At 61.7% G+C, this 23321-nt stretch carries 22 protein-coding genes; 13 read left to right on the top strand and 9 right to left on the bottom strand.

What is annotated here, in order from left to right:
* Nucleotides 1-33: 33 nt before the first annotated feature.
* Together DMZ65_RS12880 and DMZ65_RS12875 are read right to left on the bottom strand one after the other, a co-directional pair.
* Nucleotides 34-615 carry a hypothetical protein gene (locus DMZ65_RS12880; RefSeq protein ID WP_116599294.1) on the bottom strand — a complete coding sequence of 194 codons (582 nt, stop codon included), beginning with the start codon at nt 613-615 and terminating at the stop codon, nt 34-36.
* A complete protein-coding gene (locus tag DMZ65_RS12875) occupies nt 612-1562 on the bottom strand; it encodes an aspartate carbamoyltransferase catalytic subunit (RefSeq protein WP_116599293.1) in 951 nt (316 codons plus the stop codon). The genes DMZ65_RS12880 and DMZ65_RS12875 overlap by 4 nt, the downstream gene beginning before the upstream one ends.
* A gap of 118 nt (nt 1563-1680) precedes the next feature.
* Between DMZ65_RS12875 and DMZ65_RS12870 the strand changes: the two genes are divergently transcribed.
* From DMZ65_RS12870 to DMZ65_RS12855, 4 genes are all read left to right on the top strand, one after another.
* The gene (locus tag DMZ65_RS12870) at nt 1681-2472 is read left to right on the top strand and encodes a uracil-DNA glycosylase (RefSeq protein ID WP_116599292.1); all 792 of its coding nucleotides are present in this window, start codon (nt 1681-1683) and stop codon (nt 2470-2472) included.
* Complete coding sequence (gene moaB / locus DMZ65_RS12865) at nt 2469-3011, top strand: molybdenum cofactor biosynthesis protein B (RefSeq protein WP_116599291.1); 543 nt, start codon at nt 2469-2471, stop codon at nt 3009-3011. Before DMZ65_RS12870 ends, moaB begins: the two co-directional genes overlap by 4 nt.
* A 296-nt stretch (nt 3012-3307) precedes the next feature.
* Complete coding sequence (locus DMZ65_RS12860; RefSeq protein ID WP_116599336.1) at nt 3308-4765, top strand: efflux RND transporter periplasmic adaptor subunit; 1458 nt, start codon at nt 3308-3310, stop codon at nt 4763-4765.
* Nucleotides 4766-4770: 5 nt separating this feature from the next.
* Nucleotides 4771-8169, top strand: coding sequence for an efflux RND transporter permease subunit (locus tag DMZ65_RS12855; RefSeq protein ID WP_116599290.1), 3399 nt, complete (start codon nt 4771-4773; stop codon nt 8167-8169).
* Nucleotides 8170-8194: 25 nt separating this feature from the next.
* Here the strand turns inward: DMZ65_RS12855 and DMZ65_RS12850 are convergent, their stop codons facing one another.
* Nucleotides 8195-8998: a protein-disulfide reductase DsbD domain-containing protein gene (locus DMZ65_RS12850; RefSeq protein ID WP_116599289.1), complete on the bottom strand. Its 804-nt coding sequence runs from the start codon at nt 8996-8998 to the stop codon at nt 8195-8197.
* A gap of 131 nt (nt 8999-9129) precedes the next feature.
* On the opposite strand from DMZ65_RS12850, the gene DMZ65_RS12845 reads away from it, so the two are divergent.
* Nucleotides 9130-9696, top strand: coding sequence for a YqgE/AlgH family protein (locus DMZ65_RS12845; RefSeq protein WP_116599335.1), 567 nt, complete (start codon nt 9130-9132; stop codon nt 9694-9696).
* Nucleotides 9697-9824: 128 nt separating this feature from the next.
* On the opposite strand, the gene DMZ65_RS12840 is transcribed toward DMZ65_RS12845, so the two are convergent.
* On the bottom strand, nt 9825-10766 hold the full coding sequence (locus DMZ65_RS12840) for an L-threonylcarbamoyladenylate synthase (protein WP_116599288.1): 942 nt from the start codon (nt 10764-10766) through the stop codon (nt 9825-9827).
* A gap of 145 nt (nt 10767-10911) precedes the next feature.
* Here DMZ65_RS12840 and DMZ65_RS12835 point away from each other — a divergent pair, with 145 nt between their 5' ends.
* The 5 genes from DMZ65_RS12835 to DMZ65_RS12815 all read left to right on the top strand — a co-directional run bounded on the left by DMZ65_RS12835 (nt 10912) and on the right by DMZ65_RS12815 (nt 15043).
* A complete protein-coding gene (locus DMZ65_RS12835; protein WP_116599287.1) occupies nt 10912-12630 on the top strand; it encodes an acyl-CoA dehydrogenase in 1719 nt (572 codons plus the stop codon).
* The gene (locus DMZ65_RS12830; protein ID WP_116599286.1) at nt 12630-13691 is read left to right on the top strand and encodes an MBL fold metallo-hydrolase; all 1062 of its coding nucleotides are present in this window, start codon (nt 12630-12632) and stop codon (nt 13689-13691) included. The genes DMZ65_RS12835 and DMZ65_RS12830 overlap by 1 nt, the downstream gene beginning before the upstream one ends.
* The gene (locus DMZ65_RS12825) at nt 13688-14137 is read left to right on the top strand and encodes a DUF6173 family protein (RefSeq protein ID WP_116599285.1); all 450 of its coding nucleotides are present in this window, start codon (nt 13688-13690) and stop codon (nt 14135-14137) included. The genes DMZ65_RS12830 and DMZ65_RS12825 overlap by 4 nt, the downstream gene beginning before the upstream one ends.
* A gap of 95 nt (nt 14138-14232) precedes the next feature.
* Nucleotides 14233-14367, top strand: a complete 135-nt coding sequence (locus DMZ65_RS12820; RefSeq protein WP_116599284.1) for an aa3-type cytochrome c oxidase subunit IV — start codon at nt 14233-14235, stop codon at nt 14365-14367.
* Between the two features lie 46 nt (nt 14368-14413).
* Nucleotides 14414-15043 carry a hypothetical protein gene (locus DMZ65_RS12815; RefSeq protein WP_198662694.1) on the top strand — a complete coding sequence of 210 codons (630 nt, stop codon included), beginning with the start codon at nt 14414-14416 and terminating at the stop codon, nt 15041-15043.
* Here the strand turns inward: DMZ65_RS12815 and DMZ65_RS12810 are convergent.
* From DMZ65_RS12810 to greA, 4 genes are all read right to left on the bottom strand, one after another.
* Complete coding sequence (locus tag DMZ65_RS12810; protein ID WP_116599283.1) at nt 15031-15354, bottom strand: AzlD domain-containing protein; 324 nt, start codon at nt 15352-15354, stop codon at nt 15031-15033. The two genes, DMZ65_RS12815 and DMZ65_RS12810, sit on opposite strands and share 13 nt — an antisense overlap.
* A complete protein-coding gene (locus DMZ65_RS12805) occupies nt 15351-16064 on the bottom strand; it encodes an AzlC family ABC transporter permease (protein WP_116599282.1) in 714 nt (237 codons plus the stop codon). The genes DMZ65_RS12810 and DMZ65_RS12805 overlap by 4 nt, the downstream gene beginning before the upstream one ends.
* 96 nt (nt 16065-16160) lie before the next feature.
* Entirely contained in the window at nt 16161-17177 is a 1017-nt protein-coding gene (locus DMZ65_RS12800; RefSeq protein ID WP_116599281.1) for a hypothetical protein, read from the bottom strand.
* Nucleotides 17178-17202: 25 nt separating this feature from the next.
* Nucleotides 17203-17673: a transcription elongation factor GreA gene (gene greA / locus DMZ65_RS12795; RefSeq protein WP_084351888.1), complete on the bottom strand. Its 471-nt coding sequence runs from the start codon at nt 17671-17673 to the stop codon at nt 17203-17205.
* A 271-nt stretch (nt 17674-17944) separates the two neighbouring features.
* On the opposite strand from greA, the gene DMZ65_RS12790 reads away from it, so the two are divergent.
* From DMZ65_RS12790 to DMZ65_RS12780, 3 genes are all read left to right on the top strand, one after another.
* A complete protein-coding gene (locus DMZ65_RS12790) occupies nt 17945-19591 on the top strand; it encodes an electron transfer flavoprotein-ubiquinone oxidoreductase (RefSeq protein ID WP_116599280.1) in 1647 nt (548 codons plus the stop codon).
* A gap of 187 nt (nt 19592-19778) precedes the next feature.
* Complete coding sequence (locus DMZ65_RS12785; RefSeq protein ID WP_116599333.1) at nt 19779-21491, top strand: tetratricopeptide repeat protein; 1713 nt, start codon at nt 19779-19781, stop codon at nt 21489-21491.
* Complete coding sequence (locus tag DMZ65_RS12780; protein WP_116599332.1) at nt 21481-22329, top strand: 4-(cytidine 5'-diphospho)-2-C-methyl-D-erythritol kinase; 849 nt, start codon at nt 21481-21483, stop codon at nt 22327-22329. The genes DMZ65_RS12785 and DMZ65_RS12780 overlap by 11 nt, the downstream gene beginning before the upstream one ends.
* Here the strand turns inward: DMZ65_RS12780 and DMZ65_RS12775 are convergent.
* A complete protein-coding gene (locus tag DMZ65_RS12775; protein ID WP_116599279.1) occupies nt 22305-23306 on the bottom strand; it encodes a polyprenyl synthetase family protein in 1002 nt (333 codons plus the stop codon). The genes DMZ65_RS12780 and DMZ65_RS12775 overlap by 25 nt on opposite strands.
* Nucleotides 23307-23321: the final 15 nt, after the last annotated feature.

Raw genomic sequence — 23321 nt, 5'->3', positions numbered from 1 at the left:
GCGAAATTGGCTGACCCGCATGTACATCCGTAGTCATTCGCCAGCCCCTGAAATGCCCAGCACAATTGCGACGACCACGGCAACCGCCATCAGAAACAGTGTAAGCTTCAAGACCATTGGCAGGGCGGGTTTGACCGGTTCAGCCGCGTCATCGGCTGAAACCTGCCCCATGGCCGATGCAGAATGAAGCTGTTCCATTGTTTCGCGCGCGGGTTCCTGGCGAAGCGTCGCGATCCATCTCAGCGGTGCGCGTGGTTCGACTGTCACCGCATCTCCGGCAAACGCGCGCGATCCGACGATCAGCACGCTGTCGCGGATCGCATCCAGGCGGGCACGCAGCGGAGCGACCTCTGCCTCTGCGATGCCGTACCCTTCGATCAGCAACCCGCTAAGGCCCACCTCATCAAGATCTCCCGGATCGACCACATCCATGTAGCTGCGATCCATCCTCGTAAACGGCTTGCCTTCAGCGGTGGGGTTCAGCGCCGTGATCGGCCCCCATGTCCCTTCGCTGTCATCCAGAAAGGTCTGTCGCTGCCCGTCACCCGGCAGGTCGATCAGAAATACGCGGACAACTTCTGCCTCATGCGCGGGAATGTTGAAACGGTCACTCATGCCAGTACCTCTTGCGGGGTTGCGCGCAGATTGCGGGCCAGTATGTCCATTGCGGCCATGCGCACCGCGACGCCCATTTCGACCTGTTCCTGAATGACAGAACGGTTGATATCGTCGGCGATGGTGCCGTCAATCTCGACCCCGCGATTCATCGGGCCAGGATGCATGACAATAGCGTCCGGCTTGGCATGGGCCAGTTTTTGGGCGTCCAGCCCGAAACGGTGGTAATATTCGCGCTCTGACGGGATGAAGCCGCCATCCATGCGCTCTTTCTGAAGGCGCAGCATCATCACCACGTCCACATCTTGCAGGCCTTCGGCCATGTCCTGATAGACCTCGACGCCGAACTCCGCGATGCCAGCGGGCATCAGGGTAGGCGGGCCGATCAGCTTTACCCGGTTTTCCATCTTGCCCAGCAGCAGAATGTTCGACCGTGCAACGCGGCTATGGGCAATATCGCCGCAAATCGCGACGCTTAGCCGGTGCAGCCGCCCCTTGGCGCGCCGGATGGTCAGCGCGTCCAGCAAGGCTTGTGTCGGATGTTCGTGTCGGCCATCGCCCGCATTCAGGACGGCGCAGTTGACCTTTTGTGCCAGCAGGTCCACCGCGCCCGAATGCGGATGCCGCACCACCAGAAGATCGGGATGCATGGCGTTCAGCGTCAGCGCCGTGTCGATCAGCGTTTCGCCCTTCTTGATGGAGGACGCCTGCATCGACATGTTCATCACATCCGCGCCAAGCCGCATTCCGGCCAGCTCAAAACTCGCCTGCGTCCGGGTGGAGTTTTCGAAGAACATGTTGATCTGGGTCAGACCCGCCAGCGCGTCGCCATGTTTGGCGCGGCCGCGATTCAGATCGACATACCGCTCTGCCAAATCGAGGATCATGGAGATCTCATGCGGGGCGAGCGGTTCTATTCCCAGAAGATGCTTGTGTGAAAAGCGCATGGGCGGGCTCCCTGCCGTGACTGTGGGGCTTATAGGAAGTGGGGCGGCGGGCGGCAAGGGCTGCCTCGGACCGGTGCCGGACCTTCCCCCCGCGCGAACACGGCAGTAGGGTAGCGCCATGGATTCGGCGATGGATTGGCATAGAGCGCGGGCACTGCTGGAATGGCAGGTCGAACTGGGCGCGACAGACGCGGTGGGTGACACGCCGGTCAACCGCTATGAGGTTGCCGCGACGCTGAAAACTGAGGTTGCGAAGCCGGGCGTTGCTGCGGGCCCGGTGCGCGGTCCGACGACGCCGCGCGTTGACGCAGTGGCAGAGGCGCGATCGTCGGCAGAGTCGGCCAACAGCCTTGAGGCGTTGCGCACAGCGATGGACGCCTTCCCGCATTGCGAGTTGAAACGCGGCGCGCGCCAACTGGTGTTTTCGGACGGGATGCCGGGCGCGCGGTTGATGATCGTCGGGGAGGCGCCGGGGCGCGAAGAGGATTTGCAAGGCAAGCCGTTTGTCGGACGCGCGGGGCAATTGCTGGACCGGATGTTTGCGGCAATCGGATTGAGTCGTGGTGCCGCGCAGGTCGTGGACGCGGTCTATATCGCCAATGTGTTGCCCTGGCGGCCGCCGCGCAATCGTGACCCCGAGGCGGAAGAGATTGCGATGATGCTGCCGTTTCTGGAACGCCACATTGCACTGGCGCAGCCAGAGATTTTGGTCGCGGTGGGCAATATCTCGTGTCAGGCGTTGCTGGGACGGCGTGGCATTACCCGCTTGCGGGGGGGCTGGGCCGAGGCATTCGGCAAACCGGTGATGCCGATGTTTCATCCCGCTTACCTGTTGCGCAAACCGGCTGCCAAACGCGAGGCATGGGCGGACCTGCTTGAGGTGAATGCACGGCTGAAAGGGCGGACATGAGCAAGATTGACGAAGACAAACCATTTGTGCCGGTGCGCATCGCCGTGCTGACCGTCAGCGACAGCAGGGCGCTTGCCGACGACAGGTCCGGCGACGCCCTGGTGGCGCGGATTGAAGCCGCCGGACATGCCCTGGCAGACCGCAATATCATCCGCGACGAGCGTGAGGCGATCGCCGCACAGTTGCGCAACTGGTGCGCGGACCCGGAGGTGGATGTCGTGATTTCCACGGGTGGCACAGGCTTGACGGGGCGCGACGTAACCGTCGAGGCACATCGCGACGTCTATGAAAAAGAGATCGACGCGTTCGGGACGGTGTTCACCATCGTTTCCATGAAGAAGATCGGCACGAGTGCCGTGCAGAGCCGGGCAACAGGTGGCGTTGCTCAGGGCACCTATCTTTTCGCCCTGCCGGGCAGTCCGGGGGCCTGCAAGGACGCCTGGGACGAGATCCTGGCCTTCCAGCTCGACTACCGTCACCGGCCCTGCAACTTCGTCGAGATCATGCCCCGCTTGGATGAACATCTGCGGCGGAAGTAGCTTTGGGCTGCCCCGGATGATCCGGTGAGAAGACCATTTTCCAGTCGAAAGGTCCGGGCCTTGAGGTGAGGTAGGGAACGAGGGGCCAGCCCCTCGCGCTCCCCGGAGTATTTTTGCCAATGAGAATGGGCAGGGATCATGTCGCGGCAGAATGACGTTAAAAACGCCGTGGTCGGGAAACTTTGTGACGGAAATGCCTGGCTGACGCGTAACAGTCTTGTGGCTTGGCATGGTATCCGGGCCGGGTAGACTTGGGCAGTGGTGGCGGAGCCATCCGTTTGGAGTATGTGGCGGCGATGCGATTTCTGAGAAAAAGCCTGACTGGCCTGTTCCTTCTGTCTTTGACATTGGGGGTTCTGGTCTATGCAGCTCAGACCGTGCGTGAAGCGGTCGAGGATCGTTTAGGACGCGCGCCGCGCGCGGTTGAGGCGCGGGAGCGAATATTTGCGGTGAATGTGATTGTGGCGGAAGAGGAAACGCTTTCGCCTATTTTGCAATCCTACGGCGAGGTGCAGAGCCGTCGGACATTGGAAATACGGGCTGCTGCCAGCGGGGCGCTTCGCGAACTGGACCCAGCCTTCGTCGAGGGCGGGCGTGTCGAGGCCGGACAATTGTTGGCGCGGATTGATCCCGCAGATGCGCAGGCGGCGCTGGATCGGGTCAAGAGCGATATTCTGGATGCCGAGGCCGAAGCGCGCGAGGCGGCACGGGCGCTGGATCTGGCGCGTGACGAACAGGCCGCCGCCGAAGAGCAGTTCGAATTGCGCAACCGCGCTGCTGTGCGACAACGTGATCTGGTGGACCGGGGCGTCGGGACAGCCGCGGCAGTGGAAGAGGCCGAGCTAACAGCCTCGTCTGCGCGGCAGGCCGTGTTGGCGCGGCGGCAGGCGGTGGCGCAGGCAGAGGCCCGCATCGATCAGGCGGCGACGACCTTGGCGCGCACTGCGATTGCCTTGGCAGAGGCCGAGCGGCGGCTGGCGGATACCGAATTACGGGCCGGGTTTTCTGGTCTGCTGAGCGCCGTCAGCGTGGTCGAGGGGCGGCTTGTGTCGACCAATGAACAAATGGCGGAATTGCTTGATTCAGATGCCTTGGAGGTGGCGTTCCGGGTTTCGACACAGCAATATGTGCGCTTGCTGGACGGTGCGGGCCTTTTGCAGGACGCGCCGGTGACGGTGACGCTGGACCTTTTCGGATCGAACCTGACCGCGCAGGGCGTGCTGAACCGCGAGGGGGCGTCCGTGGGCGAGGGGCAGACCGGTCGGCTGCTGTTTGCGCGTCTGGAGGAGGCTGCCGGTTTCAAGCCCGGCGATTTTGTCACTGTAGAAATCGTCGAGCCGCCGTTGGAGCGGGTCGTGCGCCTGCCGGCCTCGGCCCTGAATGCGGCGTCGGAGGTGCTGATCCTCGGCGAGGACCAGAGGCTGGCCAGCCAGCCGGTCCGTTTGCTGCGGCGTCAGGGCGACGAGGTACTGGTGCGAGGCGAAGGGCTGGCTGGCCGCAGCGTTGTGGCGGAACGATCGCCTTTGCTGGGGGCGGGCATCAAAGTCCGGGCGCTACAGCCGGGCGGTGCAAAGCCTCCCGCAGAGCCGGATCTTCTGGAACTGACCGAAGAGCGTCGGGCGCGGCTGGTGGCCTTTGTCGAGGCCAATAACCGGATGCCTGCCGAAGCCAAGGCGCAGCTTTTGTCGCAGCTTGAAGAGACCAGAGTGCCCGCGGCAACGGTACAGCGCCTTGAATCGCGGATCGGGGGGTAGGGCGTATGCGAGCCATTCCAGACGGTGCCGGTGGTATCCTGTCCTATTTCACCCGGCACCGGACCATGGCGAACCTGCTGCTGGTGCTGCTGATTGCCGCGGGACTTATGGCATTGCCACGCATGCGGGCGCAGTTCTTCCCGGATGTGATCCTTGACAATGTGTCGGTCTCTGTCCGCTGGGACGGTGCTGGAGCGTCTGATGTGGACGGGGCCATCGTGCAGGTGCTGGAGCCTGCCCTGATGGCGGTTGAGGGGGTGGAAAGCACTGAATCCGCCTCGCGGGAAGGCTCTGCCAGCGTCCGGCTGGAGTTTGAACCCGGTTGGGATATGAGCCGGGCGGCGGATGATGTGCAGTCTGCCGTCGATGCCGTCAGCACGCTGCCCGAGGATGCCGAAGATCCCGAAGTGCGTCGTGGAACGTGGCGCGACAGGGTCACCGATCTGGTGATCACCGGGCCCGTCGGCGTTGATCAACTGGGCCGGTTCGCGGATGAGCTGGTCGCGCGGCTGTTCACCGAAGGCGTTACCCGGACAACGGTTCGCGGTTTGGCCGCACCCGAAACGGTGATCGAGGTGCCAAGCGCCAACCTGATCGCCCATGATGTGACAATGGCCGAGATTGCTGCGGCGATTGCCGAAGAGGTCGATGCAGACCCGGCCGGCGATGTGGGCGGTGCCAATGCGCGGGTGCGTACCGGGGTGGAAAAGCGCTCTGCCGCCCAGATCGCCGACATCGTCTTGCGGTCAAATTCGGACGGGTCGAACCTGACCGTCGGGGACGTGGCGGTGATCCGCGTCGAGGGGATTGACCGGCAACGCAGTTATTTTGTAGGCGAGAATCCAGCCCTGTCCGTCCGCGTTGATCGGTCCGACAAGGGGGATGCGATCGGCATCCAGCGTACCGTCGAGGAGGTCGCGCGCGACATGCAGGCGAGCCTGCCAGCGGGTGTCAGCATCGACCTGATCCGCACCCGCGCCGAAGCGATCACCGCACGGCTGACAATTCTGCTCTACAATGGCGCGACGGGCTTGGGGCTTGTCCTGCTTTTGCTGTTCTTGTTCCTGAACGCGCGGACGGCGTTCTGGGTGGCACTGGGTATTCCCACCTCGATGCTGGCGGCGATTGCGCTGATGTTCCTGTTCGGGATCACGATCAACATGATCTCGCTGTTTGCGCTTATCATCACGCTGGGCATCGTGGTGGATGATGCAATTGTCGTGGGCGAACATGCCGACCACCTGTCGCGCCACAACCTGACCCCGGTTGAAGCGGCTGAAAACGCCGCGCGCCGGATGGCGCTGCCGGTGTTTTCCGCTACGCTGACCACAGTGATCGCCTTTTTCGGGTTGGTCGCGGTGGGCGGGCGCTTTGGCGATCTGATCTCTGATATTCCGTTTACGGTGATCGTTGTTCTTCTGGCGTCGCTGGTGGAATGTTTCCTGATCCTGCCGAATCACATGAGCCACGCTCTGGCACATTCCGCCAAGGAGCATTGGTATGACCTGCCGTCGCGATTGGTAAATCGAGGTTTTCGCTGGGTACGGAAAAACCTGTTCCGGCAACTGATCGCGGGTGTCGTCAAGGCCCGCTATGTGGTGTTTGCGATGACGATTGCGCTGCTGGCAAGTCAGGTTGCGCTGCTGGTGCGCGGCGATGTGCAATGGCGGTTCTTCAACGCCCCCGAGCAGGCCTCTGTCACCGGCAACTTCGCCATGGCACCAGGGGCGACGCGCGCCGACACGCTGGAAATGATGCACGAGATGCAACGCGCGACCGAGGCATTGGCCAAGGAGTATGAGGACCGCTACGGCCTTAACCCGCTGGATTATGTCATCGCAGAGATCGGCGGCAATGCCGGGCGCGGCTTGTCGGGAACCGACACGAAGGATGCCGATCAACTGGGCGGGATCTCCATTGAACTGATCGAGTCTGACTTGCGCCCCTATTCGTCCTTTGCATTCGTCGGAGAGTTGCAGGACGCCGTGCAGATGCATCCGCTGGCCGAGACGGTCAGTTTTCGCGGCGGGCGGTCGGGGCCGGGGGGTGATGCGTTGGATGTGCAATTTTCCGGTGCCAGCGCGGAGACGCTGAAACAGGCCTCTGAGACGCTGAAATCTGCGCTGCTGCAATTCCCCGAGGTCTCAGCGGTCGAGGACAATCTGGCCTATGACAAGGAAGAGCTGATCCTGGAGTTGACCGCACAAGGGCAGGCGCTTGGCTTTACCATTGACGGGTTGGGTCGCGTTTTGCGCAACCGTCTGGGCGGGATCGAGGCCGCGACCTATCCGGACGGGCCGCGCAGTGCGGCGATCCGGGTGGAACTGCCGGATGGTGAGTTGACGGCAGATTTTCTGGAACGCACGCAGATGCGCACGCCTGCGGGCGAATATGTACCGCTTGCCGATATTGTCAGTGTGACACGCAGCACCGGCTTTTCCACGGTTCGGCGCGAGAACGGCGTGCGGTTGATCTCGGTCACTGGCGATATATCCGAGGATGATCCCGCGCGCGCCGAAGAGATCAGTCTGTTGCTGGAGCAGGACATCCTGCCCAGGATTGCGGCGGAACAGCAGGTTGAATGGCATTTGTCCGGCCTGTCCGAACAGGAAGACCGTTTCCTGAATGACGCGCGCACCGGGCTGATCCTTGTACTGCTGGGCATCTATGTCGTGCTGGCCTGGGTCTTTGCCAGTTGGACACGGCCGCTTGTGGTGATGGCGATCATCCCGTTTGGCCTTGTCGGGACGATCTACGGCCATGCGCTATGGGATGTGCCGCTAAGCATGTTCTCGGTCGTGGGTCTGCTGGGGATGACGGGCATCATCATCAACGATTCCATCGTGCTGGTAACGACGATTGACGAATACGCCGAAGAGCGCGGGCTTGTGCCGTCGATCATTGACGGCGCGGCGGACAGGTTGCGCCCGGTGATGCTGACCACGGCCACAACCGTGCTGGGACTGGCACCGCTGCTATATGAACGCTCTGCCGATGCGCAATTCCTGAAACCTACGGTGATCACGCTGGTCTACGGGCTGGGGTTTGGCATGCTGCTGGTGCTTTTGGTCGTGCCGTCGCTGATCGCGATGCAGCATGACGTGTCGCGGCAAATGGCGGCGCTGAAGACCGCGCTGCGCTTTCGCCGCTCGGCCGTGCGGCTGGGAATGGGTGCTGCGCTGTTGGCTGTGCTGGGCTGGCTGGCGGCGACGCTGGGCTATGTCGTGCTGACCGGCGCGCTGCTGCCCGTGTTTCTTGCCGCGCTGCCGATGCTGGCAGGGATTGCACCGCTGACGGCCGCCCTTGCGCTGTTTATTGCGGGCAGCGCCGTATTGGTGCTGTCGATCTATGTGCTAAGCGCCGTGGCGTGGATGCTGTCCCGTCCTGATCGCAGGCGGATTTGACCGGAACAGGCAGCGGACAAGCGGGTCAGGGCGCGGGGCAGCCCTGAATGTCCACGGCCCTCTTACTGCCGAGCACCGTGATCCGAATACCGTCGCGTTTCAGGGCAAAAGCCTTGCCGTTCACATGCATGATTTCGGAGCGTGCAACCAAAGTGCCCGCCTGCCGTTCGCTTCGCGCCTCGGCCACCCAGAGATAGGGATTGGCGGTCTCTACCACTGCAACCTCGGTTCCTCCGGCGCTGGGCATATCGATGCGCGCGGTGACGGTCAGACCATCGCGGGACGGTGCCAGTTCGCAACTCACACGGCCCACGCCAGCCTCTGTCGAGGTTAGCGGCACATTCGCCATCGCGGCAGAAATGCGCGGGTCCGGACGTGCGTTCCTGGCGGACAGATCGGCGCGAAAACGCAGCTCTTCCGGGATGCAGATGTCCTTGCAGATGCCGATCTGAACGCGGCCATTCAGGGCAATGTCATCGCTTGTCGTGGAAATGCGCAGGGGCAGGATGACCTCTTTGGTGTAGCCAATGGACTGCATCCCCTGCTGATCAAATACATGCGGCACCGGCCATGTGACTTGAACACCGGACACGCCTTGCGAGCCTTGCCAGCCAAAGACCGGCGGAATGCCCGCATCGCCCGGCGCGCGCCAGTAGGTTTTCCACCCCGGCGACATGACCAGCCGAAGGGCTGCAATGTGATCGCCAGAGGCCAATCGCCAGCCCGGCAACAGTTCTGCCCGGATCGGCGAGGACGAGCCTGCGGCCTGCAAGGCGGTGCCAAAAAGGCCAAGGCTCAGTACTGCGGCAGTTATCATACGACGTATCATTCCTTGGAAATGGGCCATGCTGCCTGAAATGCCAAGTCACTTTCCGGCGAGGCGCATATGAGCGCAGCCCTTGAACCTGCGGATGCGCGAGGCCATTGTCAGAAGGCACCAACCGGGGAGTGCTGACCGAAATGACCGAAACCACCGACCTTACCGGCAAGTTGTTGATCGCCATGCCGGGCATGGGCGATCCAAGGTTTGATCGTTCAGTCGTGTTCCTATGCGCGCATTCCGATGAGGGCGCGATGGGCCTGATCCTGAACAAGCCGACGCCAGATGTCACGATGGAGGCGTTGCTGGATCAATTGTCGATCGAGGCGTCGGGCGATCACATGAAGCAGCCTGTGCGTTTCGGTGGTCCGGTGGAGCAGGGGCGCGGCTTTGTTCTGCATTCGGACGAATACGAATCCGTGGTCTCGACGCTGAAGGTGCCCGGCGGTTTTGCAATGACCGCGACCTTGGATATTCTCGAAGATATCGGGTCCGGAAAGGGGCCAGAACGGCAATTGATGCTGTTGGGCTATGCCGGATGGGGGCCGGGGCAGCTCGAATCCGAGATTGTCGAGAATGGCTGGCTGACCTGCGAGGCCTCCAAAGCATTGGTTTTTGACATACCCGACACGGAAAAATGGGAAGCCGCGCTGGAAACCTTGGGCGTGGCAGCCCTGGCATTGTCGCCGGATGCCGGGCGGGCCTAGATAAGCCTCAGCTTTGTAGTTTTCTGTCGGCTGTGGGGGGGCGTTGACTGCACCACAGATGACCCCGGTGATGCGTTGCGCCACGAAAGACCACTGACTGTCGCGTGCGATCGGTCGGGCAAAGCCGATCAGTCGCGTGGCGCAGCGGCGCGGCTCAGCCGATCGTTGATTGCCGCGCCCAGCCCGTGCATGGGGATCGGCGCAACGGCGATGGGCCGACCGGACGCATCTAGTGTGTGGAGGTGGCCAAATAGATTGGCCGCAGCCTCTGTCAGATCGCCCGAGGGCGACAGGTTGAGATCGGCCGCCACCTTCCCGAACCCAAGCGTTGCTTCGCCTTCGCGCCAGTCAGTCGCGTTCAGCCGAACGGTTGCGGAAGGCGCATAATGGGACCGAAGCTGGCCGGGGGCAGAGATCGCGTCGGCACCGTCGCGCATGCCCAGCGGATGACCAAGCGCCTGTTCCAGCGCCTCGGCCGGAATGCCGCCCGGCCGCAATAGGCTGGCAGTACCCGTTGCGTCAACGATGCTCGATTCGACCCCCACAGGGCACGGCCCACCATCAAGGATCGCCGCGACGCGCGCGCCAAGGCCTTGGGCCACATGGTCGGGTGTGGTCGGGCTGATCTGGCCAGAGCGGTTGGCAGAGGGCGCAGCAATCGGGCCGCCAAATTCGCGCAGCAGCTTTTGCGCCAAAGGATGGGCCGGGACGCGCACCGCAACGGTGGACAATCCGGCAGAGACCAGCGGCGCGATGCCGCTGTCCGCGCGCAGTGGCAGGACCAGTGTCAGCGCGCCGGGCCAGAAGGCCGAGGCGAGCAGATCGGCGGTTTGCGTCCAGTGCACATAGGTGCGGGCGGCCTCGACATCCGGCACATGCACGATCAGCGGATTGAAGCTCGGTCGGCCCTTTGCCTCGAAAATGCGCGCGACGGCGCGGTCATTTCGCGCATCGGCCCCAAGCCCGTAGACGGTTTCCGTGGGCAGGGCGACCAGCGCGCCGTCCCGCAACAGCCTTGCTGCCTCGGTGATGCCAGACTGATCGGCGGAAAGACGCAATGGATGGGACATGGTTTGTGACGCCGCGTTTTGGGTTGATGCTGCCGCGCGCTTGCTTAGGCTACGCGGCAAAGGTTCCCGTGCATACAACTCTGCACGGTTGTTGCCAAGTTTGTCTCATAGCCGGATTATACCGACGCAGAATTCTGGAGGCCCCATGCCCTATCGCGCGCCCTTGTCTGACTATCGTTTCCTTTTTGATCAGGTGTTGGACTTGACGCAGGTCACTGCGACGGAACGATTTGCCGAAGCGACCCCGGACATGATCGAGGCGATTCTGACCGAAGCCGGGCGGATGTGCGAAGAGATTCTTGCACCGCTGCAACGCAATGGCGATCTGACACCGGCAAAGCTGGAAAACGGCGTTGTGCGCACGTCGCCGGGGTTTGCGGACGGGTATCGGGCCATTGCAGATGGTGGATGGGTCTCGATGGGGGCCGATCCGGAACATGGCGGCATGGGGCTGCCGATGGCTCTGGTCTCGGCGGTCAATGAAATGATGGGCGCGGCCTGCCTGTCCTTGCAGTTGAACCCGCTGATGACGCAGGGCCAGATCGAAGCGTTGGAACATCACGCCAGCGATGCGATCAAAGAGACCTATCTGCCCAAGCTGATCTCGGGCGAGTGGTGCGGCACGATGAACCTGACCGAACCTCAGGCCGGGTCGGATGTCGGCGCTCTCAACACCAAGGCCGTGGCCAATGGGGATGGCAGCTATGCTGTCACCGGCCAAAAGATCTATATCAGCTGGGGCGATAACGATTTTACCGGCAATGTCTGCCACCTTGTGCTTGCCCGCTTGCCTGACGCCGCGCCCGGAACCAAAGGGATCAGCCTGTTTCTGGTGCCGAAATATCTGCCGGACGAAGACGGCAATCCGGGCCGAGCGAATGATCTCAAGGTTGTCAGTCTGGAGCACAAGATGGGCCTGCACGGATCGCCCACCGCGGTCATGCAATATGACGGCGCGACAGGCTGGCTGATCGGCGAAGAGAATGACGGCATGCGCGCGATGTTCACCATGATGAACAATGCGCGGCTGGGTGTCGGCATTCAGGGGCTAAGCGTGGCCGAGGGCGCCTATCAGCATGCGCTGGCCTATGCGCAGGAACGCAAGCAGGGCCGGGTGCCGGTCAGCGGCGGCACGGGCACGATCATTGATCACGCCGATGTGCGGCGGATGCTGATGACGATGAAGGCGGATATTTTCGCGGTGCGGGCCATTGCGCTGGCCTGTGCCGTCTCAATCGACATGAAAACAGCGACCGGCGATGCCGAATGGGGTGCGCGCGCGGCGCTGCTGACGCCCATCGTCAAGGCGTTCGGCACCGATACAGGCATCGCCGTGGCAGAGATGGGCGTGCAGGTGCATGGCGGTATGGGCTACATCGAGGAAACCGGTGCCGCGCAATATTCCCGCGATGTGCGCGTCACCGCGATCTACGAGGGCACCAACGGCATTCAGGCGATGGACCTTGTGGGGCGCAAGATGATGGATGGCGGCGAGGCCGCGTTTCGCCTGATGGACGAGATCGAGACGGTCGCGGAACGCACCCGCAAGACGCTGCCCGACCTCGCCGAGCCCGTCTGGGAAGCAGCAGAGACGCTGCGCGAGACGATCGAGTGGATGGTGGCACAGACCGATATGAACAACCGCTTTGCAGGCGCGGTGCCGTTCCTGAAAGGCTTTGCCCGTGTCTTGGGCGCGCATTTCCACCTGATGGCCGCAGAGGCCGAAGGCGGCGACGGGCCGCGTAGCAAGCTGGCCCGGTTCTATATCAAACGGATGTTGCCGGAATATGCAGGTGCGCTGGCGCATGCGCGCGAAGGGACGGAAGGCCTGTACGCTCTGGACATCGACGAGTTGGTGGCGTGATGGATGGCGGTGCGGACGTGATTGGTTACCCTTGGTCAGACCCACCCTCTGGCGATCAGGCGATCGAGGTCGCGCCGGGCGTGTTGTGGATGCGCCTGCCGCTGCCGATGAAGCTTGACCACGTCAATGTCTATGCGCTGGACGAGGGCGACAGCTGGACGTTGGTCGATACCGGGTTCTCGTCGAAGAAGACACGCGCGCTGTGGCAGGGCTTGCTGGATGGTCCCTTGGCGGGCAAGCCCGTTGGGCGTGTCATTGTCACGCATCACCACCCGGATCATGTGGGTCTTGCGGGGTGGTTCCAAACCGAACACGGGGCCGAGCTGATCGCGACGCGCACCGCCTGGCTGTTTGCGCGGATGTTGCAACTGGACGAGCAGGCGCGCCCTGCCAGCGAAACGCTAGCCTATTATCGCCGCGCTGGGATGGACGCGGATGAGATCGCGCGCCGGGCCGAGGAACGTCCGTTCAACTTCTCGGATGTCGTCTATCCAATGCCGCTGGGATTCACCCGGATCAAGCAGGGCGACGTGATTCGCGCAGGCGGGCGCGATTGGGACGTACATATCGGCAATGGTCACGCGCCCGAGCATGCAACGCTTTGGAGCCGCGATGACAATCTGGTGATCGCGGGCGATCAGATCCTGCCTTCCATCAGTTCCAACCTCGGGGTCTATGCGACGGAACCCAAGGCCGATCCGGTGGGTGATTGGCTGGAGGCGTGTGAACGCCTGTCGCAACTCGCGCGTCCCGATCACCTTGTTCTGGGCGGGCATAAGCTGCCTTTCACGGGTCTGCCGACGCGCATGCGGCAGTTGATCGACAACCATCACGGCGCACTGAAGCGGCTGCTGGTGTACCTGGAAACGCCAAAAGCGGCAACGGAATGCTTCCCGGTCCTGTTCAAACGCCAGATTGGCGACGCGGAATTCGGCCTCGCCATGGTTGAGGCCGTGGCGCATTTGAACCATCTTCATCATCAGGGGCTGGTGGATCAGTCGACACGCAGCGATGGAGCGATGGTATATTGCCGCAGGACAAGCAAACAGAACGAGGGATGATCGAAACCTCGGCGGAATATGCCGAAAACGACGCCCTGCCGCGCCGCCATGAAGTGCATACCAATGGCGAGGAGGGATGCTCTGGCGCTGCCGATCTTCCCCAGGCGGTGCAACGTAAACCGTTGAAGCACAAAAGCCAGGCCGAATGGGCCTATGAGCGGCTGGTGCTGTATATCCAGAGCTTCGAGGAACAACTGGACAATGAACATGAGGTCGCCATGGGGCTGGCCGGTGGGCAGGTCGGCGTGCTGCGAATCGAGGGCATGGGCTTTTTCGATCCCGACATTCTGACCTTCTATGGCAGCGAATCGGGAGGAAAGCGGACCCAGTTGATCCAGCATGTCAGCCAGTTGAACGTGATGCTGCGCGCCGTGCCGAAAGAGCCTGAACAGGCCAGTGCGCAACGTATCGGCTTTCGTCTGGTTCAGGAGCTGGACAAGGCGTAGGGCGGCTTGTGCACCATGCGCTGCCTTGACGTGGTGACAGACATTTTCAAATGAAGTATGAGGCTGGAAATTGCTTAGCGAAGGGCGGAACTGACATGGCTGAACACAAGCATGGCTCGATGAATATCGAAGCACAGGAAAAGACGTTTGCGGGTTTTATCCGCTTTGCCACGAATGCGGTCATCGTGATCATCGTGATGCTGATTCTGGTGGCTTTGATTAACGGTTAACGATTGGCGCAGCCCCTGGGCGGGTGTGTTGCTGAAGGGGGTTGTGATGCGTTTTTTCACGGTGATTCTGGGCGTCATGGCGTCCGTGCTGCTATCGGCTTGCGGCGCGCATCAGGCGGGCAATGCGTCGCCCGAGGTCGTATCGCAGGCGCGGTATGTTCATAGCGGACCACCGGCGCTGACGCTTTTTACCATGGTCAACAATCGCACCGGCGCGGGCGGACATTCAAGCCTGATGATCAACGGCTCGCAACGGGTGATCTTTGATCCCGCAGGCACGGTGCGCCATGAAACAGTGCCTGAACGCGATGATGTATTGTACGGTATCACGCCGGGTGTTGCGGATTTCTATACCCGTGCCCATGCCCGCGCGACGCATCATGTTGTCGTACAGCGCATCGTCGTATCGCCAGAAGTGGCAGAACGCGCGCTGCAACTCGCAATCGCCAACGGATCCGTCGGTCAGGCGCAATGCGCGCTGAGTGTGTCTGCTATCCTGCGGCAACTGCCAGGCTTTCAGGGCGTGAAATCCACTTGGTTCCCGGTGAAGCTGAGCAAGAGTTTTGGGCAGGTTCCCGGCGTTGTCACTGAACGGCTCTACGAATATGACGACGAGGATAAACGCGTTGCCTTGCGCGCCTATGATCCGCAGAAAGTCGCGGCTCAGAACCAGTAAAGCATACCAAACAGCACCAGCGCACCGGCACCCATCGACGCAAAGACATTGCGCGTCACGATGCCGGTGCCGAGAGCTGCCAGCGCGGCAAGGCCGCGCGGCGCGTCAAGCATTCCGCCGGTCGCCTCCGGCCAGACGACAAGCGGTGCCACCAAGGCGGGAAAAATCGACACGGCCGTATAGCGCAGGTGGCGCAATGCCCATTCGGGCAGGGGGCGTCGCCCGACAAGACCCATGAAGACGAATCGCATCGCATAGCTGCCAAGGCCAAGCCCGGCAATCACCACCCATAATTGCCAACGATCAATCATGGCGTGATCCTTTCGCGTTGCATCAGTTCAACCCGCGCGCCGGTCAGCATCCCGCCCAGCCCCGCCACCAGCAACCCGGTGCCGTAGGGCAGCCAGGTCAGGCACAGCGCCAGAACCACGGCGACAAAGGCAGCGGCCATATGGGCGGCGGTGCGCATCATCGGGCCTGCCATGGCAATGAAGGCGATGGGCAGTGCGAAATCCAGCGCATAGGCCTCGGGGATCTGGGTGCCGAGTGCGGCACCGATCAACGTACTGGCAAACCAGCCGATCATCACCGGTGCCGCAGTTCCGAAGAAATACGCCACTTTCAGCGGCATCGGCATGGAAGGCTGTGCGTCATAGCGTGTGGCCGTTAGCGCATAGACCGGATCGACCAGCATATAGGCGGCGGCCAGACGGGCCTTCAGCGGTGCCCCACCCAGATGCGGGGCAAGGCCTGCCGAATACATCACCAGCCGCAGGTTGACCGCCAGCGCCGAGGCCAGAACCACGATGGTCGGGGCATTATCAAGCATCAGTTGCAGGGCCGTGAACTGTGCCGCACCCGCCACAACGACCAGGCTGAAGGACAGGATCTCCAGCAGGTTCAGGCCGCCCTCGGTTGCCAAGACACCGAACAGCACACCAAAGGGCGCGCTGACCAGAACGAACGGCAGACCGTCGACAACGCCGCGCCAGAAGGTGGCATTTTCAGTTGGTAGGGTCATGGGGATGTCGTCCGGAATGAACTCTTCCCGAATGTCCTAGTCAAACCGGGGCAGAGTTGCAAATGTGCGGAGGCTCTTGTCAGCGACGAGGCCGCGTCAGTCGAACGTGCCCGCGACACGCCCCAGCAACATGAAGGCGCGCGCGGTGCGGGTGTTGGCAAGCTCCGATATATCGGCATCGCTGGCGTCGGTCTCGAAGCTGGCGAAATTGCGGTCAAACAGCCGCAGGAAATGATGCGCCGCGTCGCGGAAGATCGGATCCTGCTTCATCCGCCCGGCAGCCAGCGCCAGCGAGGACCGGTCACGAATACCGCCCAGCGTCGCGATCGTGCGGCCGCGCTCTCCGGCGGCGAAGCGGCGCCAGATTTCGGTGCGTGCCATGTCAGGGGGCAGGTCATCCATATAAATGCCATCCTGCGACAGCAGGGTCAGCACGTCTTGTGCCGCCTGAATCAATTGCGCCGTCGCGCGGTCTTTCAAGGCGCGACGTAGCGCGGCAAAGCCGTCCTCATCCTCGGCCGTGTCGGGGAAATTCAGTGCGCGGATCATGTCGGCCTTGGGCAAGGGCGGTGCCAGTGCCTCGGCAGGGGTGCCAAGCGCCAACATGCCCTGTTCGTCGGCCTGCGGAGCAGAGGACCGGGCCGTTGGCGCGGGGCCAGGCGTCGCGCGGGGCATTTCGCGCGATGATGTGAACATTGCCAGCGCAGAGTCGGTCTTGCGTTGGGCGGCGGCGATCTCATCCAGCTTTTTGGCGATACTGGCGGAACCAGTGTCTCCCTTGCCTTGGGTTTGCGCCACATGGGCCTGTCGCATGGCGTCGGCCGCAGCCTGTATCCGGCGGCTTTCGTCGCGCATCACGCGCGACGATTTCACCGTTATCGCGGCCACCCAGACCATTGCGATCGGCAGAAACACGGTCATCAACGCCATCAGTACGCGCAGCCCGCCAAAGCTGTCATCGTCTGATGATCCGAACAGCAAAACCGCTCCGGCCACCAGCAACCACAGCGCCGAAAGCGCGATTGCAGCGATCTCTATCCCCGTCACCCCTTTTGCGCGGGGCCGGTCATAGATGCCCAACGGTGTCGGGCGGCTGTCAGGAACGTTGGCCATATCCGTGCCTCTGGCTAGCCTCGTTTCAGATATACGCGACCTTGAGTACTTCGTAGGATTTGTCGCCGCCGGGTGTGCGTACCTCGACGCTGTCGCCTTCTTCCTTGCCGATCAGGGCACGGGCGATGGGCGATTTGATGTTGAGAAGCCCCTTTTCGATATTCGCCTGATGTTCGCCGACGATCTGCCAGGTCTTTTCCTCGTCAGTGTCCTCGTCCACCAGCGTCACGGTCGCGCCGAATTTGATTGCGCCGGACAGCTTTGTCGGGTCAATCACCTCGGCCAGACCGATAACGCCTTCCAGTTCCTTGATCCGGCCTTCGATAAAGCTCTGTTTTTCGCGGGCGGAATGATATTCGGCATTTTCCGACAGATCACCATGTTCGCGCGCTTCGGCGATGGCGCGGATAATCGCCGGACGCTCCTCGGATTTGAGCGTCTTCAATTCGGTCTCAAGCGCGGTATGGCCCGCGCGGGTCATAGGTATCTTTTCCATTGGTCTGTTCCGAAGCAGGCACCCTGTCGTCGGTGCTGCATAATTGATGAATGATCGACATTTCAGGCGCTGCAAGACTGACCCGACGCCGTCGACTATTGCAATAGGATAGAAGAGGTTGACGCGCAATCGGATCGATTTCGGGCATCGGCGGGAAAATACCGACCTGGATTCTGGCAATAACGCAGTGTCGCGATTGACCGGATAGGCCCATCACTATAGCCATTCGCGCAACATTATTGCGGCCGCACGGGCCGGGAAGAGGAGCAACATGGCCGACGAAGCGCGCGAAGCGATGGAATATGATGTGGTAATCGTGGGGGCAGGGCCTGCCGGACTGTCTGCGGCAATCCGCTTGAAACAGTTGGACGCGGACTTGCAGGTCGTGGTGTTGGAAAAAGGCTCTGAGGTTGGGGCGCATATCCTGTCCGGCGCGGTACTTGATCCTTGCGGCCTTGATGCGGTGATCCCGGACTGGAAGGACAGGGGCGCGCCGCTAAACGTGCCCGTAAAAGACGATAATTTCTATGTTCTGGGCGAAGCGGGCAGCGTCCGCATCCCCAATTTCCCGATGCCGCCGCTGATGAACAACCACGGCAATTACATCGTCTCGATGGGCAATGTCTGCCGCTGGATGGCCGAACAGGCCGAGGAGTTGGGTGTCGAGATTTTCCCCGGCATGGCCTGTTCTGAACTGGTTTATGCCGAGGATGGCAGTGTCAAAGGCGTGGTCGCCGGAGAGTTCGGAAAGACCCCCGATGGCACGCCGGGGCCGGGCTATGAGCCGGGGATGGAATTGCACGGAAAATACGTCTTCCTTGGCGAAGGCGTGCGCGGATCACTGTCGAAAGAGGTGATCGCCAAATACGACCTCTCCGCCGGGAAAGAGCCGCAGAAATTCGGCCTCGGGATGAAGGAAATATGGGAAATTGACCCAGCCAAGCATCGCGAAGGCAGCGTCACCCATACCATGGGCTGGCCACTGGGCAGCAATGCGGGCGGTGGATCCTTCATCTATCACCTTGATAACAATCAGGTCTATGTCGGCTTTGTGGTGCATCTGAACTACAAGAATCCGCATCTTTATCCGTATATGGAATTCCAGCGATTCAAGCATCACCCGATGGTGGCAGAGCTGCTGAAAGGCGGTAAACGCGTGGCTTACGGTGCGCGCGCCATTACCGAAGGCGGCTATCAGTCGATGCCCAAGATGGTCGCGCCGGGGGTGGCATTGCTGGGCTGCTCGGTGGGCATGGTCAACGTGCCGCGCATCAAGGGCAACCACAACGCGATGCTGTCCGGCAAGGCGGCGGCAGAGGCGGCCCATGCGGCGCTTCAGGCCGGGCGGGCGTCGGATGAGTTGACCGATTACGAGGCTGATGTGCGCGATGGTGCGATTGGCCAAGACCTGAAAAAAGTGCGCAACGTCAAGCCGATGTGGTCAAAATGGGGTCTGACGGCGGGGCTGGCCCTTGGCGGCCTGGATATGTGGACCAACACGCTTGGCTTTTCGCTTTTTGGCACCCTTGGCCATGGCAAAACGGATGCCGAGGCGACCGACCCCGAAGACAAGCACAAGCCGATTGACTACCCCAAACCCGACGGCAAACTGAGTTTCGACCGCCTGACCAATGTCAGCTTTTCCTTCACCAACCATGACGAAAACCAGCCCGCGCATCTGAAGCTGAAGGATCCCGACGTGCCGGTAAAGATCGGCTTGGCGACCTATGGCGGCCCATCGGCGCGCTATTGTCCGGCGGGCGTCTACGAATTTGTGGAAAAGGACGGTAAGCCGGCATTCGTGATCAACTTTCAGAACTGCGTGCACTGCAAAACCTGCGACATCAAAGATCCCGCACAGAACATCACCTGGACAACCCCGCAAGGCGGCGACGGGCCAAACTATCCGAATATGTAAGCCGCAGCTGCGTTGCCGCGGCGTTATGTTGCCGCGACAACGCTTTGCTTACGATGATTCGAGCGTCTTAAACGCGCGATAAGGCTGGGAAAGGACGTTTTTGACGCGCCGCATTGCGTAATGATCGGCTGCGGGCTAGTTTTTCCACAACTGCGACGCATGAACGATGGAGGCCTTGGTGCCCAGAATGACAGCGAGAACGATCGGCGCGGCGATATTGGCTCTTGGCTTGTGTCTTCCCGGGGTGGTCGCGGCAAACGGCCTTTCCGGTTCATATCTGGCCGCAAGACAGGCCAGCTATGTCGGGGACTTCACGGCGGCGGCCAAGTATTACAACCGGACGCTCTATTACGATTCTTCCAATCCGCAATTGCTGGAACGCGCTGTTTTGGCAAATCTATCGCTTGGCAATCTGGACCGCGCCGTTGATCTTGCGGCGCGTCTGGAAAAGGACGGCGAGCGCAGCCAGATCGCCCAGATCGCATTGATGGCTGGTGAAGCGCACCGCGAGGCCTATCCCGAGATCCTGAAGAGGCTTCGTGAAGATCGCGGCGTAGGGCCGTTGATTGACGGGTTGGCGGACGCATGGTCAGAATTGGGGCGCGGTGACATGAGCGCGGCGCTTGTGGCTTTTGACGACGTATCCGACCAGCGCGGGCTTGAGGGCTTTGCACTTTATCACAAGGCGCTTGCGCTGGCGTCTGTTGGCGATCACGAAAGCGCCGAGGCGATCTTTGGCAGCAAGCAGACCGGCCCGATCCAGCAGACGCGGCGCGCTTTGGTTGCGCATGTCGAAGTGCTGTCGCAACTGGACCGGAACGATGACGCCCTGCAACTGATCAACGATACCTTTGCCGAGGGCGGCGATCCCGGCATCGAGACGCTGCGCAAGCGGCTGAAGGCAGGCGAACAACTGCCCTGGACGGCTGTTTCGGGCGCACGTCAGGGCCTTGCCGAGGTGTTCTATACGCTGGCGGTGGCGCTTTCCAACGAAGCAGAGGATGACTACACCCTGCTGTATTCGCGCGTGGCAGAGTATCTGCGCCCGGATCACGTCGACGCGATCCTGCTGTCTGCCGATATGCTTGAACGGCTTGAACAGCATGAGCTTGCCGTTGCGACATACAAACGCGTGCCGCGTGACGATCCGGCCTTCCACGCCGCAGAGCTGGGCCGTGCGGACGCTTTGCGCGCCAGTGGCAAGGTCGACGCGGCGGTTGAGGTTCTGGAACGGCTTGCCGAAACCCACGGTGATCTGCCAGTGGTTCAGTCGACGCTGGGCGACTTGATGCGGCAACTGGAACGTTTCGACGACGCGGTGACAGCCTATGATCGCGCGTTAGCGGCGTTCGATGGGCCCGAGCCCGGTCAATGGTTTCTGTATTATGCCCGCGGCATCAGCCACGAACGGCTTGACGACTGGCCAAACGCCGAGGCGGATTTCAGGTCCGCGCTGAAACTGAACCCCGAACAGCCGCAGGTTTTGAACTATCTTGGCTATTCGCTGGTTGAAAAGCAGGAAAAGCTGGACGAAGCGTTGAGCATGATTGAACGCGCCGTGGCGGCGCGTCCTGACAGCGGCTACATCGTCGATTCGCTGGGGTGGGTGCTGTACCGGCTTGGCCGCTACGAAGAGGCGGTGCCCCATATGGAGCGCGCGGCAGAGTTGATGGCCGTCGATCCGGTTGTGAACGACCATCTGGGAGATGTCTACTGGGCCGTCGGACGCAAGCTGGAGGCAGAATTCATGTGGCACCGCGCGCTAAGCTTCGTGGATTCAGAAGTTGCCTCTGACGAGGTGGATCCGGAGCGCATTCGGCGCAAGCTGGACATCGGGCTGGACGCGCTGCTTTCTGAAGAAGGACTGCCGCCGCTGAAGGTTGCCAATGATGGCGGTTGAGGCATTTGCCCCGGCCAAGATCAACCTTACACTTCATGTAACCGGTCGGCGGCCGGACGGGTATCATCTGCTCGATTCGCTGGTGGCCTTCGGTGATGTCGGTGACAGGCTACGGCTGACGCCCGAACCCGAGATGGTTCTGGATGTGACGGGCCCGTTTGCCGCAGGCGTCCCGGTGGATCGTCGCAATCTGATCTGGCGCGCGGCCGAGGCTGCCGGCTGGACGGGGCGGATCGAGCTTGAAAAACACATTCCGCATGGCGCGGGGCTGGGGGGTGGCTCTGCCGATGCCGCAGCCGTGTGGCGTAGCCTGTGCGGGGCAAATGCTGCTGATATGCTCGGTCTGGACACGGTCCTTGCGCTTGGGGCGGATGTGCCTGTGTGCCTGACCCCAATGCCGCAGCGGATGCAGGGTATCGGCGAGCGGCTGAGACCGGTCCGACCGGTGCCGGTGCTGAACCTCGTGCTGGTTAACCCCGGCGTTCAAGTTGCGACGCCAAAGGTCTTTCGTGCCCTCGCCCAACGCGAAAACCCAGAAATGCCCCATTGTGATGGTTGGACGTGCGAAGCGCAGTTCATCGACTGGTTGACCCGGCAGCGCAATGATCTGGAACTGCCAGCCTGTGAGCTGGCCCCAGAGATTATTTCGGCGCTGGAGGCCTTAGGCGGGTCTCTGCTTGCGCGTATGTCAGGCTCTGGCGCGACATGTTTCGGGATCTACGAAACCCCTGCACAGGCGCATGAAACCGCCAGCGAAATCGCGGCCCGACATTCGGATTGGTGGGTTGTGCACACGCAAACCGAAGGCGCGGGTCAGGCGAGGCGCGCCACCACATAATCGGCAAGATCAATCAGCATGTCCCGAAGATCGGACCGGGGCAGGGCACCAAGCGCGTCCTTGGCCTTTGCCGCCCAGGCGTTCGCATCGTCGCGGGTCGCCCTTAGCGTGTCGTGCTTGTTCAGCAACGCGATGGCGTGGTCCAGATCGCCATCCTCCTGCTTACCCTTCTCGATGGTGCGCAGCCAGAATGCCCGTTCTTCGGCATCGGCCGCGGCCACGGCCTTGATCACCGGCAGTGTCAGCTTGCGTTCGCGAAAATCGTCGCCGATATTTTTTCCGGTCGTGCCGCTGTTGCCCTGATAATCCAAAAGATCATCAGCGATCTGGAACGCGATCCCCAAAGCATCGCCATAGTCGAAAAGCGCGCGCACAATCTCGTCGGGCTGACCGGCGATCACGCCGCCGACCTCTGTCGCGGCGGAAAACAGCGCTGCCGTCTTGCCGCGCACGATCTTGAGATAAGTATCCTCGCCGGTGCGCAGATCCTGCGCTGCGGACAATTGCAACACCTCGCCCTCCGCAATGGTGGCAGAGGCGTTCGCCAGAATGTCGAGCACACGGATTGACCCGGTTTCGACCATCAACTGAAAGCTGCGCGCAAACAGATAATCGCCCACCAGCACGCTGGATTTGTTGTCCCAAAGCAGGTTCGCCGTTGGGCGCCCGCGCCGTTGCGCGCTCTCATCCACTACATCGTCATGCAGCAGCGTTGCGGTGTGAATAAACTCTACCGTTGCGGCCAGATGTACATGATACGGACCGTCATAGCCGCACATCCGCGCGGCAGCCAATGTCAGCATCGGACGCAGACGCTTGCCGCCGGCCTCGACCAGATGGGCCGTCACTTCGGGGATGCGTGGTGCATGCTCAGAGGCCATGCGCAGCCGAATCAATTCGTTGACCGCCATCATATCCTCGGCCAATGCGGCAGCGAGGCGGTCATGTGGTTTCACGGTGGCGTCGTCCAAACTCATCACACTCCCGTCACA

It is taken from the genome of Primorskyibacter marinus (assembly GCF_003313245.1).
In the GTDB taxonomy this organism is placed as follows: domain Bacteria; phylum Pseudomonadota; class Alphaproteobacteria; order Rhodobacterales; family Rhodobacteraceae; genus Primorskyibacter; species Primorskyibacter marinus.
Note: the sequence above shows the minus strand (reverse complement) of the source record. Positions and strands in the feature narration are given on the sequence as shown.

Excerpts from the sequence above, each read along its gene's own strand:
- DMZ65_RS12880 (WP_116599294.1), bottom strand. The coding sequence starts at position 615 with ATGAGTGACCGTTTCAACATTCCCGCGCATGAGGCAGAAGTTGTCCGC.
- DMZ65_RS12875 (WP_116599293.1), bottom strand. The coding sequence starts at position 1,562 with ATGCGCTTTTCACACAAGCATCTTCTGGGAATAGAACCGCTCGCCCCG.
- DMZ65_RS12870 (WP_116599292.1), top strand. The coding sequence starts at position 1,681 with ATGGATTCGGCGATGGATTGGCATAGAGCGCGGGCACTGCTGGAATGG.
- moaB (WP_116599291.1), top strand. The coding sequence starts at position 2,469 with ATGAGCAAGATTGACGAAGACAAACCATTTGTGCCGGTGCGCATCGCC.
- DMZ65_RS12860 (WP_116599336.1), top strand. The coding sequence starts at position 3,308 with ATGCGATTTCTGAGAAAAAGCCTGACTGGCCTGTTCCTTCTGTCTTTG.
- DMZ65_RS12855 (WP_116599290.1), top strand. The coding sequence starts at position 4,771 with ATGCGAGCCATTCCAGACGGTGCCGGTGGTATCCTGTCCTATTTCACC.
- DMZ65_RS12850 (WP_116599289.1), bottom strand. The coding sequence starts at position 8,998 with ATGATACGTCGTATGATAACTGCCGCAGTACTGAGCCTTGGCCTTTTT.
- DMZ65_RS12845 (WP_116599335.1), top strand. The coding sequence starts at position 9,130 with ATGACCGAAACCACCGACCTTACCGGCAAGTTGTTGATCGCCATGCCG.
- DMZ65_RS12840 (WP_116599288.1), bottom strand. The coding sequence starts at position 10,766 with ATGTCCCATCCATTGCGTCTTTCCGCCGATCAGTCTGGCATCACCGAG.
- DMZ65_RS12835 (WP_116599287.1), top strand. The coding sequence starts at position 10,912 with ATGCCCTATCGCGCGCCCTTGTCTGACTATCGTTTCCTTTTTGATCAG.
- DMZ65_RS12830 (WP_116599286.1), top strand. The coding sequence starts at position 12,630 with ATGGATGGCGGTGCGGACGTGATTGGTTACCCTTGGTCAGACCCACCC.
- DMZ65_RS12825 (WP_116599285.1), top strand. The coding sequence starts at position 13,688 with ATGATCGAAACCTCGGCGGAATATGCCGAAAACGACGCCCTGCCGCGC.
- DMZ65_RS12820 (WP_116599284.1), top strand. The coding sequence starts at position 14,233 with ATGGCTGAACACAAGCATGGCTCGATGAATATCGAAGCACAGGAAAAG.
- DMZ65_RS12815 (WP_198662694.1), top strand. The coding sequence starts at position 14,414 with ATGCGTTTTTTCACGGTGATTCTGGGCGTCATGGCGTCCGTGCTGCTA.
- DMZ65_RS12810 (WP_116599283.1), bottom strand. The coding sequence starts at position 15,354 with ATGATTGATCGTTGGCAATTATGGGTGGTGATTGCCGGGCTTGGCCTT.
- DMZ65_RS12805 (WP_116599282.1), bottom strand. The coding sequence starts at position 16,064 with ATGACCCTACCAACTGAAAATGCCACCTTCTGGCGCGGCGTTGTCGAC.
- DMZ65_RS12800 (WP_116599281.1), bottom strand. The coding sequence starts at position 17,177 with ATGGCCAACGTTCCTGACAGCCGCCCGACACCGTTGGGCATCTATGAC.
- greA (WP_084351888.1), bottom strand. The coding sequence starts at position 17,673 with ATGGAAAAGATACCTATGACCCGCGCGGGCCATACCGCGCTTGAGACC.
- DMZ65_RS12790 (WP_116599280.1), top strand. The coding sequence starts at position 17,945 with ATGGCCGACGAAGCGCGCGAAGCGATGGAATATGATGTGGTAATCGTG.
- DMZ65_RS12785 (WP_116599333.1), top strand. The coding sequence starts at position 19,779 with ATGACAGCGAGAACGATCGGCGCGGCGATATTGGCTCTTGGCTTGTGT.
- DMZ65_RS12780 (WP_116599332.1), top strand. The coding sequence starts at position 21,481 with ATGGCGGTTGAGGCATTTGCCCCGGCCAAGATCAACCTTACACTTCAT.
- DMZ65_RS12775 (WP_116599279.1), bottom strand. The coding sequence starts at position 23,306 with ATGAGTTTGGACGACGCCACCGTGAAACCACATGACCGCCTCGCTGCC.